This is a genomic window from Dawidia cretensis, from assembly GCF_018598175.1.
Taxonomy (GTDB): domain Bacteria; phylum Bacteroidota; class Bacteroidia; order Cytophagales; family Cyclobacteriaceae; genus Ohtaekwangia; species Ohtaekwangia cretensis.
The window spans coordinates 46,685-65,415 of the sequence record NZ_JAHESE010000032.1 but is presented as its reverse complement, the minus strand read 5'-3'; the positions used below and the strand labels follow the sequence as shown (position 1 = coordinate 65,415).

Annotated in this window: 10 protein-coding genes; 9 read left to right on the top strand and 1 reads right to left on the bottom strand. The window is 51.9% G+C overall.

Annotated features, from left to right (window positions below):
• Positions 1–69 precede the first annotated feature (69 nt).
• Entirely contained in the window at positions 70–1,275 is a 1,206-nt protein-coding gene (locus tag KK062_RS24160; protein WP_254086942.1) for a glycosyltransferase family 2 protein, read from the bottom strand.
• Positions 1,276–1,754: 479 nt separating this feature from the next.
• Here KK062_RS24160 and susR point away from each other — a divergent pair, with 479 nt between their 5' ends.
• The 9 genes from susR to KK062_RS24115 all read left to right on the top strand — a co-directional run bounded on the left by susR (position 1,755) and on the right by KK062_RS24115 (position 18,712).
• Positions 1,755–3,380, top strand: coding sequence for a SusR family glycan utilization regulator (gene susR / locus KK062_RS24155; protein WP_254086941.1), 1,626 nt, complete (start codon positions 1,755–1,757; stop codon positions 3,378–3,380).
• A 76-nt stretch (positions 3,381–3,456) separates the two neighbouring features.
• Positions 3,457–4,047, top strand: a complete 591-nt coding sequence (locus KK062_RS24150) for an RNA polymerase sigma-70 factor (RefSeq protein WP_254086940.1) — start codon at positions 3,457–3,459, stop codon at positions 4,045–4,047.
• Between the two features lie 114 nt (positions 4,048–4,161).
• A complete protein-coding gene (locus KK062_RS24145) occupies positions 4,162–5,091 on the top strand; it encodes a FecR family protein (protein ID WP_254086939.1) in 930 nt (309 codons plus the stop codon).
• A gap of 200 nt (positions 5,092–5,291) precedes the next feature.
• Complete coding sequence (locus tag KK062_RS24140; RefSeq protein WP_254086938.1) at positions 5,292–8,645, top strand: TonB-dependent receptor; 3,354 nt, start codon at positions 5,292–5,294, stop codon at positions 8,643–8,645.
• Positions 8,646–8,651: 6 nt separating this feature from the next.
• Positions 8,652–10,202: a RagB/SusD family nutrient uptake outer membrane protein gene (locus KK062_RS24135; RefSeq protein WP_254086937.1), complete on the top strand. Its 1,551-nt coding sequence runs from the start codon at positions 8,652–8,654 to the stop codon at positions 10,200–10,202.
• Between the two features lie 588 nt (positions 10,203–10,790).
• Positions 10,791–12,791, top strand: a complete 2,001-nt coding sequence (locus tag KK062_RS24130; protein WP_254086936.1) for a glycoside hydrolase family 97 protein — start codon at positions 10,791–10,793, stop codon at positions 12,789–12,791.
• A gap of 39 nt (positions 12,792–12,830) precedes the next feature.
• A complete protein-coding gene (locus KK062_RS24125) occupies positions 12,831–15,929 on the top strand; it encodes a SusC/RagA family TonB-linked outer membrane protein (protein ID WP_254086935.1) in 3,099 nt (1,032 codons plus the stop codon).
• Positions 15,930–15,942: 13 nt separating this feature from the next.
• Complete coding sequence (locus tag KK062_RS24120) at positions 15,943–17,487, top strand: RagB/SusD family nutrient uptake outer membrane protein (RefSeq protein WP_254086934.1); 1,545 nt, start codon at positions 15,943–15,945, stop codon at positions 17,485–17,487.
• A gap of 7 nt (positions 17,488–17,494) precedes the next feature.
• Positions 17,495–18,712: a glycoside hydrolase family 99 protein gene (locus tag KK062_RS24115; RefSeq protein ID WP_254086933.1), complete on the top strand. Its 1,218-nt coding sequence runs from the start codon at positions 17,495–17,497 to the stop codon at positions 18,710–18,712.
• Positions 18,713–18,731: the final 19 nt, after the last annotated feature.

Genomic DNA, 18,731 nt, shown 5'->3' with positions numbered 1-18,731 from the left:
ACCCTGGGTAGCGCATTCCTCAATAAGAGGTGGTTAACCGTCTGCTAAACGATTAACCACCAGAGAGCACTATAGACTTCGGGAACGAATAAATTTCTTTTCTGTGTGCAGAAACTCCTTCCGACCCGGCCGCACCCGGAACATGTTCACGACTATGGAGGTGATAATACCGGGCAGGCGAGAGAGGGACATGAGCGTGTTTTTGGTCATATACCTGGCCGGCACGAAAGAGAATGTGGCAATGGCATACGCGCCGATGACAGCCGTCCACCACTTAATGCCCGGGATCAACAGGGTCGAGTCGACGGCCGCGTCTACCAATCCCATGGCCACGACCAACAGGATCAGTGCTATAAAGAAGGAGCGGGGCAAGATCAGGTAGTGCATGATCTTGTTCAGCAGGTGGCGGTCGATGGGCAATGCCAGCATGTCGCGGTCCAGGAAACGGCCCATGTGTTGCAGGTGAACCTCTATCCAGCGCAGCCGTTGTTTTTTTAATGTCTGCACATCCGAGGCCTTTTCATCATAGATATAGGCCTCGGCAATGTACTCTACCGGCACGTGCATTTTGAGCAATTGCAGGTCGATCTCTTTGTCTTCGCCGGTGTCGTGCAGGATAGCCTCCTGGTTGAAGATTGCTTTCAGCAGGCCGAACTCGAACGCCATGCCGGACCCGGCACAGGTAGCGGAGAGTCCCAGTGACCGCTGGCCCTGCCGGAAGATGACGTTGTTCAGCTCCTCGTTAATACACTCCAGCAAGGCCACCGGCGTGTTCAGATTCTTGGCAATGCGCCGGCATTGCACCGCGCGTGCACCCTGGGCAAAGGCATGATTTACTTTCTCCAGCGTGCCGGGCGACATGATGTTGTCGGCGTCCAGCACAAAGGCGATATCGTAATGCGCGTCATCCACGCAGTTTAGTGCCGCACGGAGCGACCTGGATTTCGAGCTCACGTCGAAGCTTACCTCGATCACCTGTACGGGTAAGGCGCGCAGATGCTCGATGGTTTCCGGTCGCATGGAGTCGGCAATTACAAAGACATCGAAGTCGGCGTTGGGGTAGGGATGGCTGATCGCTGCCCGGGCGGTGTCCAGGATGATCGTGTCCTCTTTATAACAGGGAATGAATACAGCCACCTTTCGTTTGGAAGAAATAACGGTGTAGTCAGGCTCCTTCTGTACGCCATTGGCAATCGCAATGACGACGAAGTACAAAGTGCACACGCTCAGGTATAAGAATATACCCAGTACAGCATAGGACAGTACGGTTAACATATACGGTAAGATTAAAGTCAAATTCCCCCTCGCAATACTACCCGCGCGCTCTTTCGGTGAAAGCTAATGTTCGCTACCGGCAACGTTATAGAGATGCAGTGAAGTATTGTAAAAGAAATATACTGATTGGTTCGGTATATATAAAATGTATTGAAGTAAATAAGTGTAAATTATTTTTATGTACCGGATTAATCAGGCTGCTTTCCGTGATTAGTATACATTTTGAATAGGGTGGTTTAAAAAACTGTGTCTGCAATCGTGAGCGGGTGCATAATTTATATACTTTACCTGTTCGCGACGCCAGTCTGAAGACTGGCCCTGGGGTAGACACGAGTCTCCGCCCCGAGACGGGGCTAAGACTCGCGCCAGATAACCCATTTTCCGACTCACACTTTAATATATTATACCTGGCACCGTCTAGAAATCGTTATCGGTAACGATAAAATTATTATTTTAATGGCTTGGACTTATAAGATCGAATGGAGATGATCCGCTGGCTGTTGCTGTTGCTTTTTTTGGTATTCGGAATGTCTGTGACGCAGGCGGAAACGCCGGTTTCGGAAGCGTTAAACGACCTGGACCAGGTGCTGGCCGACCGCGACCGGTACATTCAGCAAAAGAAGGCCCGCATTGACGCCCTCATGATCGAAAAACGACACATCCGCCCGGAAAACCTCTTTTTCTTATACGATCGTATTTATAATGAGTACAAAACATTTATTTACGATTCGGCCTTTACGTATGCCCGCAACATGCAGCATGAGGCCTACCGGCTAAAAGATCCCACCCGCATTGCCTATGGCCGGATCAAACTGGCATTTATCCTGTTGTCGTCGGGTATGTTTAACGAGGCGCTCGACACCCTGCACGCCATACACGAGCGGCAGCTGCCCGACACCATTCGCACCGAGCTGTATTCTGTCCTCGCCCGTACGTACTACGACCTGGTGGACTTCAACCGCGACCAATACTTCACTGAACGCTACACACAACTCGGCAACCAATACGTCGACTCTGCCTTGCACTACCTCGGAACCCGCTCCAGCGAGTATCTCCACTTGCGCTCCATGAAGCATCTGCGCATGAATAACTTCCAGGCAGCTTCGGCCGACCTCGAACGGATGCTCTCCGCCTTTACCCTCACCGACGCTTCCCTTGCCATCGCCGCCAGCACGCTGGGCTACATCTACCAACAGCAAGGCCGTATCGAAGATGCCAAGCTTATGTTGATCCGTGCTTCGATGGCCGATAACCGATCGTCTACAAAAGAAACCCTGGCCATTCTCAACCTGGCCGAGCTCCTATATAAAGATGGCGATGTTGTGCGCGCCTATGCATACGTAAAGCACGCCATGGACGATGCGAACTTCTACGGCGCACGCCACCGCAAGATTCAGGTGGCGGCGATCTTCCCGATCATTGAAGGCAACAAACTGGACACGGTAGATCGTCAACGTAAATTATTGTTTGCATACGCCCTGGTCATCACGGTGCTTTCGATTATTACAGTGGTCTTTGCCGTGATCATCTATAAACAGTTCAAAAAGATTCAGGAGGCGGACAAGAGCATTAAAGAAGCAAACGCAAGCCTCCAGGAGTCAAACAAACTCTTACAAGAAGTTAACAACCACCTGATGGAGGCGAACAAGATCAAAGAAGAGTACATCGGGTTCTATTTTAATATCAACTCGGAGTATCTCGTAAAGATCGAAGCGTTCAAACAAGCGATTGATAACAAACTGATGGCGAAGAAGTACGACGACATCCGGTTTGTGGTGAACAATATCAATTTGAAGAAAGAACGGGAGGACCTATATTTCAGCTTTGATAAGATTTTCCTAAAGCTCTTCCCGGATTTTGTGACGACGTTCAATTCTTTCTTTAAAGAAGAAGATCGCATCGTACTGAAAGAAGGTCAGTTGTTGAATACCGAGCTACGGATCTTTGCTTTGATCCGCATGGGCATTCACGATACGGAAAAGATTGCCAAGATCCTGGATTACTCTATTAATACGATCTACAACTACAAGGCACGGGTAAAAAGCAAGTCGTTGGTGCCAAATGAAGAATTCGAGCGAAGGATTATGCAGATCGAGGCGATTTGATGTAATTAACAAAAGGTTAACAGCCCGTTAGTCTCCTATATACGTTGCTGCCATAACTTACCTCCCAAATCAGTGTATGGCCCTTCATCAGGATTACGGGGAATTGACCGACGAAAATCTTTTGGATTTGCTGAAGCAAGGTCAGGAGGGTGCATTCGATTGTCTTTACATACGCTTTCGAAGTAAGCTGATCGCCGCGGCGTACAATCGTATACAATCCCGCGCGGTAGCGGAAGAGCTGGTACAGGAGGTATTTACAGACCTTTGGTACAAACGCGCCAGCCTTGTTATAACCCGGAGCGTCGCGTCTTATCTATTTACCGCAGTCAAGTACGAAGTGCTGGACCACATCCGGTCTTTAAAGGTCAAGCATGGCTACCTGCAACAACTTGCCCGTTTTGAGGACCGGGTCACCGACATGACCCGCGAGCAACTGGACGCCGAAGAGCTTGACTACCATCTGAATAAAAGCATCAACGCGTTGCCGGACAAATGTCGCGAAGTTTTTAAGCTCAGCCGTTTTGAACATTATACCATTCAGGAGATTGCCGACAAGCTCAATATCTCACCTGACACAGCCAAGTATCATATCTCACACGCCCTCAAAGAGCTGCGCATCAGCCTGAAAGATTTATATATCCTCGCGGCCGTGTTATTCCTGGAATAAGCTTCCCCTAGTAAGTCTTCCTGACTTCATTCCGATAACATAAAGATAATATCGTGACGACCTACCCGTCGCGCAGCGTTAAACGGCTTTCTGGTATAACGGCATTTACGCTACATGTCAAGTATACGAAAGAAGCTGAAAGATTTTTTGTCCGGCAAAAATTCGCCGGAAGGCCACATGATTTACCATGCGTGGTACAAGTCCTTTGATGATACGCAAGAAGTGCCAGACGATGCCTCACCGGCAGACATCGACCGCGAGCTTGTTCAAATGAAGAATGGTATTTCGAGGCGAACAACTGTTCCGTTGTGGACCTCCTACTGGAAAGTTGCTGCGGCAGTGCTCCTGATAGCGGTAGCCGGCGTCGTGCTGTATACCCAAAAGACGTTTGACACGGAAGTGCACTATGCCGAGTACGTTACGGCGCATGGCGAACACACGGATGTGATACTGGCCGACGGCTCGCATATATGGTTAAATGCCGGCACGAAATTCCGCGCCCCACAAACATTCAAAGGGGATACCCGCGAAGTATACCTGGAAGGCGAAGCTTTTTTCGAAATAGCACACAATCCGAAGAAGCCCTTCATCGTGCATGCTGGTGAGCTGACGACAACCGTGTTGGGCACTTCTTTTAATGTGCGGCACTATACCGGTCAACCGACAGAAGTAGCCGTTGTTACCGGCCGGGTAGCCGTGCAGTATCAGCAAAACACGGATACATTGACACGCGGGCAAATCGCCATGGCGACGAAGGATATTTTGGGGTCGTGGACCTTTACGGATTTCGATCGCTATACCGGCTGGAGACAAGGTAAGCTTGTTTTCGAGGATCAGCCCGTTCAGGATGTATTGCAAACGGTTAGCCGCTTCTACGGTGTCGATATTCGGGTAAAGGATACGGTGTCGGGCGCATGTCGTATTTCCACGACGCTGGAGTCGATGACGGAAAAAGAAGTGGTGGACTTGCTCTGCCTGTTGCTAAACGCCACCGCCACGCGGGACGGTCACGTCTATTGGATTTCCGGAAGCGGGTGTAACTGAGGAAACTTAAACTAACGATTTTATATGAAAACAATCTTACAGCAACGAAACGACTACGGGTAGTGAGCGCATTCCATAGCGCTGTGCGACTGAATGTGCATAGCGGAGCATAAGTAGGGGAATAACGGAAGAAACCTTGCAAATCCCATTCCGTCATTCCCCGGTAATTATCCTGTTGAACAGAATAACCTTCTAAAAATATGAAATTAACATTTCTACAACATGATCATTGGTTAAAAGTAATGAGAGTGATTAGTGGAGTCTTTATCCTGGCGACTGTCCTGCTTTCAGCAGCACAGGCCCATAGTGTCTCCGGCCAGAATGTATTGGATCAGCGCCTTTCGCTGAATGTGAAAGACGAATCGTTGCAGCAAGTGCTGAAAAAGATTCAGCTTCTCGCAAAAGTCAATTTTACCTATAAAAGTGTGGACGTTGCCAGTCCGGATAAAGTCACACTTTCCGTTCGCGACCGCGAGCTTAAATACATCCTTAACAGCGTATTGGCGCCGGCCGGCCTGGAGTATGCCGTAGCCAACAAAAACATTGTTATCCGGAAGAAAGTACATGTTACCCAAGACGTCGACATTCGCGGGAAAGTAACGTCGGATGCCGGCGAAGCATTGCCCGGCGCCAGCGTAGTAGTGAAAGGAACTTCCATCGGCACTACGACCGACGCGGATGGTTCGTTTGCGCTGCGCGTTCCCGATGACGGCGTACTCGTGGTTTCATTCATCGGTTTTACAGTGTATGAAGAAGCCGTCGGCAATAAAGTTTACTTCGAGATTAAACTTGCGTCGGACATTTCGCAATTACAGGATGTCGTTGTGATCGGTTATGGTTCGGTAAAAAAGTCTGAAGTGCTGGGGGCAGTATCCTCTGTCAGCACGCGAGAAGTATCGAGCCGCAACTATAACACAGCTGCTGAGCTCCTGCAAGGTACAGTGCCAGGGGTAACGGTGATGAACAACGGTGGCGATCCAACGTCGACAGCCGATATCAAGATTCGAGGTATTGGGTCGTTGAATGCAGAAAGACCGCTCATCATTTTGGACGGCGTTATCTTTGAAGGCCAGATCAGCATGATCAACCCGAATGAAGTAGAAGCTATCAGCATTTTGAAAGATGCTGCGTCGGCTGCTATCTACGGTGCACGTGCATCGGGTGGTGTTATTTTGATCACGACCAAGAAGGGGCGGTCGTCCAGCCATGTGGAAGTAAACTACCAGCAGGGCTTTCAGCAAGTCGCGAAGAAACTAGAAGCGCTCAATGCCGCCGAACGTGCCGATGCCGCCAACATGGCGACTGACAACGCCGGGCAAGACCGCATCCCTGCGTTTGACGCCGCGGGTAATCCTTCGTCGCGTATTACCAAAACAAACTGGATGGATGAAATTTTCCAGGCCGGGATCATTAATAATCTGGATGTTTCGATCGACGGCGGTAATCAGAAATCGAACTATTTTATCTCGGGCGGCTACCGTCGTAACCAGGGTATACTACTCAATACAGAGTCGAACCGTTACACCGCCCGTATCAACTCCTCGCACGAGATTCTGAAAGGCGTACGCATTGGTGAAAACCTGTCGTATTCATTTTGGGACGGACAGACCGGCAATACATCGAGTGCCTACACCGGTGCGATTATGACAGCCTTGTATTATCCGGCCAACGCAACGGTATACCGCGAAGACGGATCGGGTAAATTCGGTGGCGTGCCCGAAGAGTATGCAAATGCTTATGGAGACCTGATCAACCCTGTTGCCTACCTCAAACGCCTGGACAATCACAATCCTACGTCGACTTTGCTGATCAATCCGTACCTGGAGGTTGACGTGGTCAAAGGGCTAAAGTTCAGAAGCAACTGGGGCATGACACAGATTCGGAGAGATTCCAAACAATTCAACGTAAAGGTGCTCGAGACAGGCAAGATCTTCGACTTTAATGAGCTCTATCAGACATCCGATAATCAGGATGTCCTTCTGACCGAACAGACGCTGTCGTATGAGACTACGGTGAAAGACGATCATAATATCTCGGCACTGGCAGGTTTTACATACCAGCGCAACAAATACGAATACTATAGTGTAAAGGGTACAAACTTTGATAACGAAGATCGGGCTTACCGCAACCTGTACAACGCTAAAACCATCGAGGTACTGGGCGCGGGAAACCCGGAAGAAATGATCATGTCGTACTTGGCACGGGCGAACTATAACTACAAAGGCAAGTACCTGTTGACGGCGGTTATTCGTCGCGATGGTACGTCTAAGCTGATCTCGTTGAATCGCTGGGAAACATATCCATCGGTGTCGGTGGGATGGAACCTCGTGCAAGAGAGCTTTCTAGAGGACGTAAACATCATCAGTGACCTGAAATTGCGCGGCAGCTGGGGTGTGATCGGTAACCTGGGCGCATTAGACCGCTATCCGTTTGCCGTGGGATTGGGTCGCACACGCGCCTGGCTGGGCGAAGACCCGGCCATCGTCTACGGGTATGCAGAGACCGGCCTTTCCAACCAGGATTTAAAATGGGAAAGCTCTGTGCAACAAAACATAGGACTTGACTTCGGCTTACTGGACGGCCAGTTAACGGGATCGCTGGATGTCTTCAAAAAGACCAACACCGATATGTTGTTCAAAAAGACACTGCCAGGAGCAGCAGGGGCTCCCGATGGCCAATGGATCAACGCTGGCGAAGTGGTAAACAGAGGTTTTGAGCTGGGCATCACCTATCGCAAGAACCAAGGCGAGCTGACCTATGATATTACTGCCAATATTTCACGTGTCAAAAGCGAGATCGGGTCTATTACCGACGAAAATAGATTTCAGAACATCGGTCCCACGGTAAGGACGATGCCACAGGCCAATATCAACCTGGTGGGTAATGCCTTTGGTGCTTTCTATGGTTATAGAACCGCCGGTGTCTTCAATTCCAACGAAGAGGCGGCTAACTACCTCAACGCCAACGGTACGCGCTATCAGCCGTCGGCCGTCGGTGGCGACTTTAAATTTGTAGACAAGGACGGTGATGGCGATATCGACAACGATGACCGATTTGTGCTGGGTAACCCCTTCCCGGACCTGACCTATAGCCTCAATGCCAACCTGGGCTATAAAGGTTTTGATCTGAACTTATTCTTTCAGGGGGTACACGGCAACAGTATCTTCAACTCGGTGCGCGCGCTGGGATTGAATGCCGGCTACGGCTATAACCTGATCACAGAATCGAAAAATGCCTGGACGCCAGAGAATCCTGACGCTACAATTCCCCGGCTTTCTATGACAGACCCTAACAACAATTGGACGCGTGTGTCGGATTTCTTCATCGAAGACGGCTCGTTCCTGCGGTTGAAGAATGTCACGCTGGGCTATACGCTGAAGCGTGCACTCCTCGATAAAGTGAAGCTGAGGCTATACGTAACGGCACAGAACGTGTTTACCATTACCGACTACTCGGGCATGGACCCAGAAGTAGGTATTGGTAACTACGGCATCGACACGGGTATGTACCCGCTCTCGAAGGTGTTTCTGGCAGGTGTTAATCTTAAATTCTAAATTCGTATGAAAAAAATATTCTATCTATCGCTTCTGGCGGGTATGCTTTTCGTTACGTCGTGCGATGAGATGCTGGATGTAACGCCGCACGGTTCTCCTACGTCGAGCAGCTTTTGGCGCAACGAGACAGATGCCATATCGGCCGTCAATGGAATATATGCCGAATACTCCAACGATGATATGTACGGCCGTGGCTTCTTTTGGCTGAGCAATGGCAGCGACGACATCGGTACGAAGCCGCGTGCCTTTTCGGAAAATGTAAAGGCCTTCAAGATCACAGGCAATGAGAGCGAAGTGAAAAACATCTGGGCGCTTCATTACCGGACCATGAAACGTTGTAATGATATACTACGGAACGTGCCTGCGATTGAAATGAATGCGGATCTGAAGGATCGTATTCTGGGTGAAGCACATTTTCACCACGCCGTAATGCACCTGGAATTGGCCTACCACTATGGCGACCACCGTGCCGGTGTACCGATCATCGATCGCGAAAACCCGGAAGATCCATATGTTGCTCGTCCGGCCAACGTACAAGTGAACTACGACTACATTGCCGAAGACCTCAAAGCAGCAGCAGATCTGTTGCCCTACTTCGAGGAATACGAGTCCAGCGACTTTGGTCGTCCGCATAAGACTGCGGCCTGGGCATACCTGGCTCGTACATACCTGTACGCCGGTGACTGGGCCAATGCAGAGCTGTATGCCGGCATGGTCATCACCAGCGGCAAGCACGATCTGCTCGAGAACTTCGCCGATGTATTCAAGATCGCCAATAACTTCTCGCCGGAATATGTTTGGTCTGTTACGTCGAGTCCAAAAGACACTGGACTGGGCTCCATCTTCCCCGGCGTATTGCTGGAGGACAAAGGCTGGGGCGCTTACAACGGCTGGGGTGTATTCTATCCTACCCAGAACCTGTATGAGGAATATGAGTCCGGCGATGAGCGCCGCGAAGCGACCATTCTCAAGACTGGTGATACATTCAAATACTTTGGAGAAGAAGTAGCCTTTAACGAAGGCCAATACAAGGTAAGCTCCAGCAATCGCACCGGACTGCAGTTCCGAAAATTCATGGAGCCGTTCGGATATCCCAAAGTAAATGGGTCGGTAGACACCCGCTACGTAAACACGAATGCCGATAAACCCACAACCTCGCTGAACGTACCGCTTGTGCGTTACGCCGACGTATTGCTGATGATGGCAGAAGCCAGGATCAAACAAGGGAAAAGCGGCGACGCCGAAATAAACGAAGTACGCGACCGCGCTAACCTGGACCCGATCAGTGGCGCCACCCTGGACGACCTGAAGCATGAACGCCGCTGCGAGCTGGCCGGCGAATGGACCGACCGCCACTTTGACCTCGTGCGTTGGGGCGATGCCCAGAGCAAATATGCGCAACCCCTCTACCATGCCTATGCGAAAGACGACAGCGGTAATCCCAAAGTGATCTACGCAGGACGTACCTTTAACCCTGGCATCCACCACGTGTGGCCTATTCCGCCGGATGAAATTGCGGTGAGCAAAGGAACCTTGTGGCAGAACGAGGGTTGGTAAGACAGTTTGAGCTCAGTTGCAATAAGAGAGGTCGACCGCAAACTGGTCGGCCTTTTTCGTGAAATGCCGGTCGCACCTGCCAGATGAGGATTGTTGGGGGCTTATCTGCGTACCTCGAATTGTGTGGATTTTGAGTGTCTTTAGGACGGCTTTAGTACGGCTTTAGTACGGCTTTAGTACGGCTTAACTAGGGCTTTGATACGGGTAATCTCCTGGTATGGATTATGGCAGCGGCAATGTCGTAACGAAATAGGTCTTTCATAGCCCTTAAAGGCAATTACAATGCTATTACAATGGTATGTCAATGCTATTTCTATGCTATTATATATGGCGCCTATCCCGCGATCCGGTGGGTCTGAGCCCTGCCATCGGTGATATCCCCTTATAATCCGTTTATATTTTCCGTGCCCCCTATGTTTTCCAACTGACTGGAACAGAATTGCTTACCTCTCCATCTACCAAAATATAATTTACATTTTCACTGGGAGAATTCTACCTGCGGCAGGAGACAGCGTGCTTTGTTACGCAAACGATAGCAATATGTTTTGCATCGTTTGCGAAACAAACACTCTTTCTACCCTAACCGCTATGAAGCTCTTTTTTGCTCCTCTCGCAGCCTTGCTGCTCGTCGCCGGTCTTGCAACCGGCAAAGGCAGGGACCAGTCTGCCGAAGCCACATCGCCCAACCGCAACTTGCAGGTGCAAGTGCAGATTAAGGGTGGCGTCGCAACGTATTCCATTCACCGCAACAAGCAACCGATCGTGGCGCCGTCGCGGCTTGGGTTTGTGTTGAAGGATCAGCCTGCCCTGAACGGCGACTTCACCATTGCCGACGTAAAAAAGAGCTCCTTTGACGAGACCTGGACCCAGCCCTGGGGCGAGGTTAAGAATATTCGCAACCACTATAACACGCTAACGGTAACGCTACAGGAAAAAGGTGGTTTGAAGCGCACCATGCGGGTAGAGTTCCGGGTCTATGACGACGGCGTCGGTTTCCGCTATGACATTCCCAGGCAAGAGAAGCTCACGGACTTTGTGATCACCGATGAGCTTACCGAGTTTGCTTTCACGCAAGATCTGGACGCCTGGTGGATCCCGGCCAATCATACCGACATCGACTCCGAATGTCTGTTCAAAAAAAATAAGATCAGCGAGCTGCGCGAAACGGTGCATACGCCGCTGACGATGGAAGGCCCCAGGCTGGCCATCAGCATTCACGAGGCCGCATTGATCGACTATGCTTCCATGACGCTGGCGCGTCAACCCAACAATGTGTTAAAGGCCGACCTGGTTGCATGGGCCGACGGCGATCGTGTAAAGACGCGCGCGCCTATGACCACACCTTGGCGTACGTTGCAAATTGTCGAGAAGCCCGGCGACCTGGTTACATCGTATCTCATTCTCAACCTGAACGAGCCCAACAAGCTCGGCGACGTATCGTGGATCAAGCCCGGCAAATACAACGGTATGTGGTGGGGCATGCACATGAAAAAATATACCTGGGAGGGAGGCCCCAACCACGGTGCCACTACCGAGAACATGAAGGCGCTCATCGACTTCGCGGCGAAGCATAAACTGTCGGCCGTGCTAGCCGAAGGCTGGAACGAAGGGTGGGAGGGCGACTGGACAGTGGAAGGCAAATTCAACTTCACCAAGCCTTACCCGGATTATGATATCCATGCGATCAGTTCCTATGCCAAAGCGCGTAACATCGGGTTGATCGCGCACCACGAAACCGGTGGTAACATTCGCAATTACGAAGATCAGCTCGAAGATGCCTTTACGTTCTGTGCGCAATATGACATCCATCGGCTCAAGACAGGCTATGTAAACAAGCGCCCCGGCGGCGAGCGCCACCAGAGCCAGTTTATGGTACGCCACTACCACAAGGTCATGGAAACCGCCGCGCGCTATAAAGTAATGATCGATGTGCACGAGCCCGTAAAAGATACCGGCCTGCGCCGCACCTATCCGAACATGATGACGCGCGAAGGTGCACGGGGTACGGAGTACGAAGCGTGGAGCGATGGCAACCCGCCGTCACATCCTACGATCCTGCCTTTTACGCGTTGCCTGGGCGGACCGTTAGACTATACACCCGGCATCTTTGACATTCGCTTTAAGACGACGGGTACATTCCGGGTACACACGACGTTGGCCAAACAGCTCGCACTCTATGTCGTGATCTATAGCCCGATGCAGATGGCGGCCGATCTCCCGGAGAATTACGAAGGCCACCCCGCACTGAAATTCATTGAAGACGTTCCCGTCGATTGGGAAGAGACGCGTGTGCCGCAGGCTGTCATTGGTGAGTACGTGACCACTGCGCGCAAAGACCGTAACAGCAACGACTGGTACGTTGGCGCCATCACCAACGAGCAAGCCCGTACCCTGGACGTACCGTTAAGCTTCCTCACATCCGGTAAAAAATACGAAGCCGAGATTTACCAGGACGGCGCGAATGCCGACTGGGACACCAACCCGCTTCCGCTCGACATTGTGCGCCAGACAGTAGATGCCGGCACTGTGCTGAAGCTCAAGCTCGCCGCGGGCGGGGGGGCAGCCGTGAGACTGCATGAACTGCCCTGACCGGCCCAAACTGTATCCGCCCAACCTAACCCTACCCCAATGAAAAGAATTTTACAGTATCCGATAAACATCGCTGTCGTCCCCTGGATGCTCTTCGCGATGCTGTTGTTGTGGCAGCCTGCCACGGCGCAGCAGCGCAGCCTCTCCGGCCAGGTGACGAATGCCCAACATGAACCGATACCCGGGGTCAGTATTTACCAGCGCGGTACAACCCATGGCACGATGAGCGATTCCGAAGGGCGCTACACACTCGACGTGGCAGACTCGGCTATCGTGGTCTTTAGTACCATTGGCTATTTGCGCGAAGAGATTGCCATCAAGGCGCAGCGGGTGATCAATGTTACGCTAACGGAAGATATTATCGGGTTGGAAGAAGTAGTCGTGGTAGGATATGGCGAGCAGAAGCGCTCCAATGTGTCGGGGGCGGTAGCGTCGGTGGAAGTGGCCGCGATGCAAAACAAAACGCAGCTGCGTCTTGACCAGGCGTTGCAGGGCATGGTGGCGGGTGTGACGGTGGCGCGCAATGGCGGTGCTCCCGGCGACAAGCCGAGCATTCACATTCGTGGCGTGGGATCGATCTCCAATACCGATCCGCTGTGGATTGTCGACGGCGTACGCATGGACCCCGGCAATCAGTTTGATGTCGACGATGTAGAGTCTATTGAAATTCTGAAAGATGCTGCGGCATCGGCTATCTATGGCGCGAAGGCTGCTCACGGTGTGATACTCGTTACGACGAAACGTGGTAAAGGCGCCTTACAAGTAGTCGCCAAAAGCTCCATCAGCAAACGTCAGGCGATTAACCTACCCACGTTGCTCGGCAGCGCCGACTTTGTGAAATATGCCAAAGTAGCGCGTATCAATGCCGGTCGCACACCCGACGAGTCGTGGGACAACTACGACGCGAATACCGATTGGATCAAGGAATTTTATAACGGCAGCGGCGTACTGCAATCATACGACCTGGCCATCTCGAAAGGTGACGACAACTCGAGTTTTTACCTGTCATTTGGTCATGATCGTGAGAAAGGTATTCTAATTGATAATTCTTTCAAGCGTTACAGCATTCGTCTCAATTCTGATCTGAAGCTGATGCCCTGGCTTACGTTGGGAGAAAGCATGTTGTTATCCAGGGTGGAAGAGAACCCCATCAGCAACTTCGATGAGAACTACAACGGTGGCATACCCTACCGTTCGATCCCCATTATGCCGGTGCGTGATCCGGAAAATCAGTGGGGCGGTTGGGGACGTGCACCGGTATACTTCCAGGGGCCGAACCCTGTGGCTACACAATACCAGCAACATGAGCAACGCAAGTCGAACCGGGTCGATGGCAACCTGTACCTCGACGCACGGCCGCTGAAAGGTTTACAGATACGCGCTGCCCTGGGAATAAACTACCTGGGTTATCTGGCCGAGAAGTTTGACGAAGCTTTTAGCTATGGCTCCTTTAGCAACACGCTGGCTTCACTTACTTACGGCACTGCGAGTGATCTGACGTTGACAGGCAACGTGGTGGCGACCTATGATAAAAGCATTGGCCGGCACAATGTAAAGATCATGGGCGGCTACGAAGCCTACAAATATGACGGACAACATTTTAATGCGCTGGGAACCAACTTTCCGGTGGATGTGGCCAGGAGTCTCAACCTGACCGGCGGCGCCATTAACATCACGGACCGGCAGACGATCGCCCGCGCCCGACAGCTCTCTCAGTTCGGACGTGTCAGTTATAACTATGACGATCGCTACTTGTTGGAGGTAAACGTACGTCGCGATGCTTCGGCGCCGAAGTTCGGGCCGACCAATATCTGGGGCGTATTTCCGTCGGTCTCTGCGGGCTGGCGCATCTCGCAAGAGAGGTTCTTCCAGAACGTTCCTTTCATCACCAACCTGAAGTTGCGCGGCAGTGTGGGTAAACTGGGCTCCGACAATATCGACAGCTTTATTTACCTGAAGACCTATACGTCTCAATTCTCGAACTACGCATTTGACGAGGAGGGAAAGAACAAAGTGGTGGGTTATTACATCAGCCGATTACCAAACAAAGATGTGAAGTGGGAAGAAGTGAATATGAAAAATATCGCGATCGACCTGAAGGCTTTCGCCAATCGCTTTTCACTGAGTGTGGATTATTATGTCAAAGACACAAAGGATTTGCTGTATGGCGTGCCGGTTCCGCCGTCGGTAGGCATTGCGACGCACAACTTCGATCCCGTGAATCCCGCAATCAATATTGGCACCATGCGCAATACGGGTGTCGACATCGACCTGGGCTATACACATCCCATCCGGAAGTTTGAGCTAAGCCTGAATGGTAACGTATCCTTCATGAAGAATGAAATGAAGAGCCTGCGCGGCGACGAATATATCACGGGCGGTAGCGCGGGTTTGCAGATGGGGGGCATGACGCGTACGCAAGCCGGACATCCGATCTCTAGCTTCTACGGCTATGTCGTGCGGCAGATGCTGAATTCCGCGGCGGACGTATATGCCATCAATACCTACGCCGATGACGGACTGTATCAGGAGGCCGGCACAGGTCCCGGTGATTTTATGTATAAAGACATCAGTGGTCCCAACGGTAAGCCCGATGGCGAAGTGACAGCGGAGTACGACCGTGTGTTTATCGGCAATCCCTGGCCGAAGATGACCTATGCCTTTAACATCGGTGTTTCCTACAATCGCCTGATAGATTTGTCATTGCAATTCCAGGGTGTGCAAGGTGTCGACATCTTCAACGCCAGCAAAGCTTATACACGCAACTTCTTTGGCGACAGCAACACTACCACTGACATCCACGAAGCCTGGACGCCCGAGCATCACACGGGCAATCCCCGCAACATCGCCAGCGATCCCAACGGTAACTTTAGCCGTCCGTCGTCCTACTTCGTGGAAGATGGTTCTTATCTCAAGCTGCGCAATGTTCAACTCGGCTTCAACGTGCCTGCACAGCTGCTCACGCGTTTGAAACTGCGGAAGGTACGCGCGTATGTCAACGCCAACAACCTCTTAACCTTTACCCGCTACAGCGGCATGGACCCGGAGGTGGCCGGCTCCAACCTGGGCCGCGGTGTAGACTATGGACGCTATCCCATGGTGCGCACGTATGGCGGCGGACTTGAAGTACAATTCTAACCCACGGACAACGATGAAAACACGATTTTATATCCTGATCCTCACGCTGGCCATCGGGTTGTTGGGCAGCTGCTCCGACGACTTCCTCGATGTCAAGAACGAGAACGAGCTGAGCGCCGACAACTTCTACAGCCGCGTGTCGAACTTCGATCTCGCCCTGAATGCTACTTACGACGCGGTCAAAAACCTCGACCTGTTCGGCCAGACATTTTATATTCAGACACTGCTGGCGTTGCCACATGAGTCCGATTACTGGAATGCCCAGAACCGGAACGAAGTAACTTCACCCGACGGCAATGTATACATCGCGTGGCGTGGCTTCTATCGCATCGTGGCCCGCGCGAATGACATCCTCGAAAACGCTCCTGTCTTTGCCGCCAAAGGTCTTACGACCGATCAAACCAAACGGCTGAACGAGATTGTCGCCGAGACGCACTTCCTGCGTGCCTTTGCGTACTTCCACATGGTGCGCCTCTGGGGCGAAGCGTCCTACGCCGACGATAGCTCGCGACTGGCCGTACCGTTGATCCTGACGGTGGCCGAGTCGCGCGACGACGTGATGAACCCGCGGGCTACCGTAGGGAAGGTGTATCAACAGATTCTTGCCGACATGATGGCGGCCGAAGCCGGTCTGCCGGAGACTTGGGACGCTAACAATATTGCGCGTGTCTCTAAATACGCGGTCAAAGCATTCCTCGGACAGGTATATCTCTACATGGAGGATTTTCCCAATGCCCGGGCCTATTTTGAGGAGGTGCTTGTCAACCCGCGGTATGCACTGGTGCCCTTTAAACGGTATGATGGTCTCTTTCAGGGGAAAGAGGAATTTAATGAAGAATCGTTGTGGGAGATAAACTATGCCGTCGACATGCAACAGAATATCTGGGAGAATGGGCTCGGTTCAGGTATTGCACTGGTGATAGCCCCTCCCGGCCGTGGTTGGAGCAACTGCACACCGCATGGTGTAAACATTGCGCGCTTTGGCAGCGACCCACGGTTGAAGGTCTGTACCTATGCCCCCACGGATTCGGCTGCCGACCTGGAAGGCAAAGTCAAGCCCGTCGGCCGCAGCGAATTTAACTATACCGGCCACAGCTTCCGGAAGTACTCGCCGAAAGACTATTCCGTCATCAATACCAATCGCAACAGCGGTACTAATTACCACATGATGCGCCTGGCCGATGTATACCTGATGTACGCAGAGGTCATGAGCCACGAAAGCCAAAACACGGTTGCCGCGGAGTACATGAACAAAGTACGGCGCCGCGCCTACAACTTCGAGCCCCATACGCCTACACCCTCCGTGGACTATACCGGCCTGGCCGGCACCCAGCTTCGCGATTCCATCCGCGAAGAACGCTTCCGCGAGCTTTTCGCCGAGGGTCACCGCTGGTACGACATTGTCCGCTGGAAGATCGTGAAAGAAGAAGTGCTGAAGTACAACGACAAGCGCATAACAGGAGGAGAGATCGTCTACCAGGACAAAGACTACTACTACCCGGTACCACTGTCTGAAGTAGATAACAATAAGGCAGTAGAGCCAAGTACAGGTTATTGAGATAGAAATGAAAAAGACGTATACATCAACGATATCCTTGCTCGCGATCGCCCTCGCGACCCTACTCTCCTGTGCCTCCGAAAACTCTACCCCCAACACCGACCCTAAAGCCGTCGCCAAAACCAACCCGACAAAAGTATATATGCACTACATGCCCTGGTACCAAAGCAAGGACCTCTCCGGCTACTGGGGCAGCCACTGGCGCATGACCAATCGTAACCCCGATATCATCGACGAGACAGGCAAGCGCCAAATCGCCTCACACTATTATCCACTCATCGGTCCGTACGATTCCAAAGACCCCGATGTAATCGACTATCACTTATTATTGATGAAGTATGCCGGCATAGATGGCATCCTCATCGACTGGTACGGCTCTCATTCGGTCTATGACTATCGCCCCAACCTGCTAGGCTCCAACGCCGTGATCGACCGTCTCGACGATGCCGGCCTGCAGTTCGCGATCGTCTATGAAGAATATACCGCTGAGAATGTCGCGTCTCAAATGGGCAAGCCGGCCGTTACGGCCGCCCGTGAGGACATGGACTACATGCAAACCAATTATTTCGGGAAGCAGGAATACATCTCCATCGACGATGCTCCGCTGCTGCTTACGTTCGGCCCACGCTATTTCCGCCAGCCGGCACAGTGGACGGAAATCTTCCAGGGTCTACCAACAGCGCCAGCCTTCTTACCGTTGTGGGACCACGGAGCCTTTACCGGCGATACGGATAGCGGTGAGTTTGGCTGGGTAGATTTTAATAGCGACCTGCGGGTCATGGAGACCTTCTACCGCAAGTCACCCTTCCTGGATGTGCTCATGGGTTCGGCGTACCCTCGCTTTAACGATTACTACGAAGAGGGCGGCACAGGCACCAGCTATGGCAACATACCTTTCAACGACGGCGCTACGCTACGCGCTACGTTAGCGAAGGCTACGGAGTTCGAGGCAAAATACCTCCAACTCGTTACGTGGAACGACTACGGAGAAGGTACTGTGATGGAACCCACGCGTGAAGACGGCTTCCGCTGTCTGACAATGATCCAGGAATTTACCGGCGTACCATACGGGGAAGACGAGCTGGAGCTGATCTACGATTACTACCAAAAGAAGATAACGCATAAGCATGACACCGACGCGCTGCGAACGCTGGAACAGGTGTATGGCCTGCTGGTATCGCTGCAGCCCGACGCTGCGAAAGACCTGCTGGAACAGCTACCCTGACCACGGACATACGCCGGTA

Bases quoted from the DNA above. Each gene is read 5' to 3' on its own strand.
- KK062_RS24140 (WP_254086938.1), top strand. From the start codon at position 5,292: ATGAAATTAACATTTCTACAACATGATCATTGGTTAAAAGTAATGAGA.
- susR (WP_254086941.1), top strand. From the start codon at position 1,755: ATGGAGATGATCCGCTGGCTGTTGCTGTTGCTTTTTTTGGTATTCGGA.
- KK062_RS24130 (WP_254086936.1), top strand. From the start codon at position 10,791: ATGAAGCTCTTTTTTGCTCCTCTCGCAGCCTTGCTGCTCGTCGCCGGT.
- KK062_RS24135 (WP_254086937.1), top strand. From the start codon at position 8,652: ATGAAAAAAATATTCTATCTATCGCTTCTGGCGGGTATGCTTTTCGTT.
- KK062_RS24160 (WP_254086942.1), bottom strand. From the start codon at position 1,275: ATGTTAACCGTACTGTCCTATGCTGTACTGGGTATATTCTTATACCTG.
- KK062_RS24120 (WP_254086934.1), top strand. From the start codon at position 15,943: ATGAAAACACGATTTTATATCCTGATCCTCACGCTGGCCATCGGGTTG.
- KK062_RS24145 (WP_254086939.1), top strand. From the start codon at position 4,162: ATGTCAAGTATACGAAAGAAGCTGAAAGATTTTTTGTCCGGCAAAAAT.
- KK062_RS24115 (WP_254086933.1), top strand. From the start codon at position 17,495: ATGAAAAAGACGTATACATCAACGATATCCTTGCTCGCGATCGCCCTC.
- KK062_RS24125 (WP_254086935.1), top strand. From the start codon at position 12,831: ATGAAAAGAATTTTACAGTATCCGATAAACATCGCTGTCGTCCCCTGG.
- KK062_RS24150 (WP_254086940.1), top strand. From the start codon at position 3,457: ATGGCCCTTCATCAGGATTACGGGGAATTGACCGACGAAAATCTTTTG.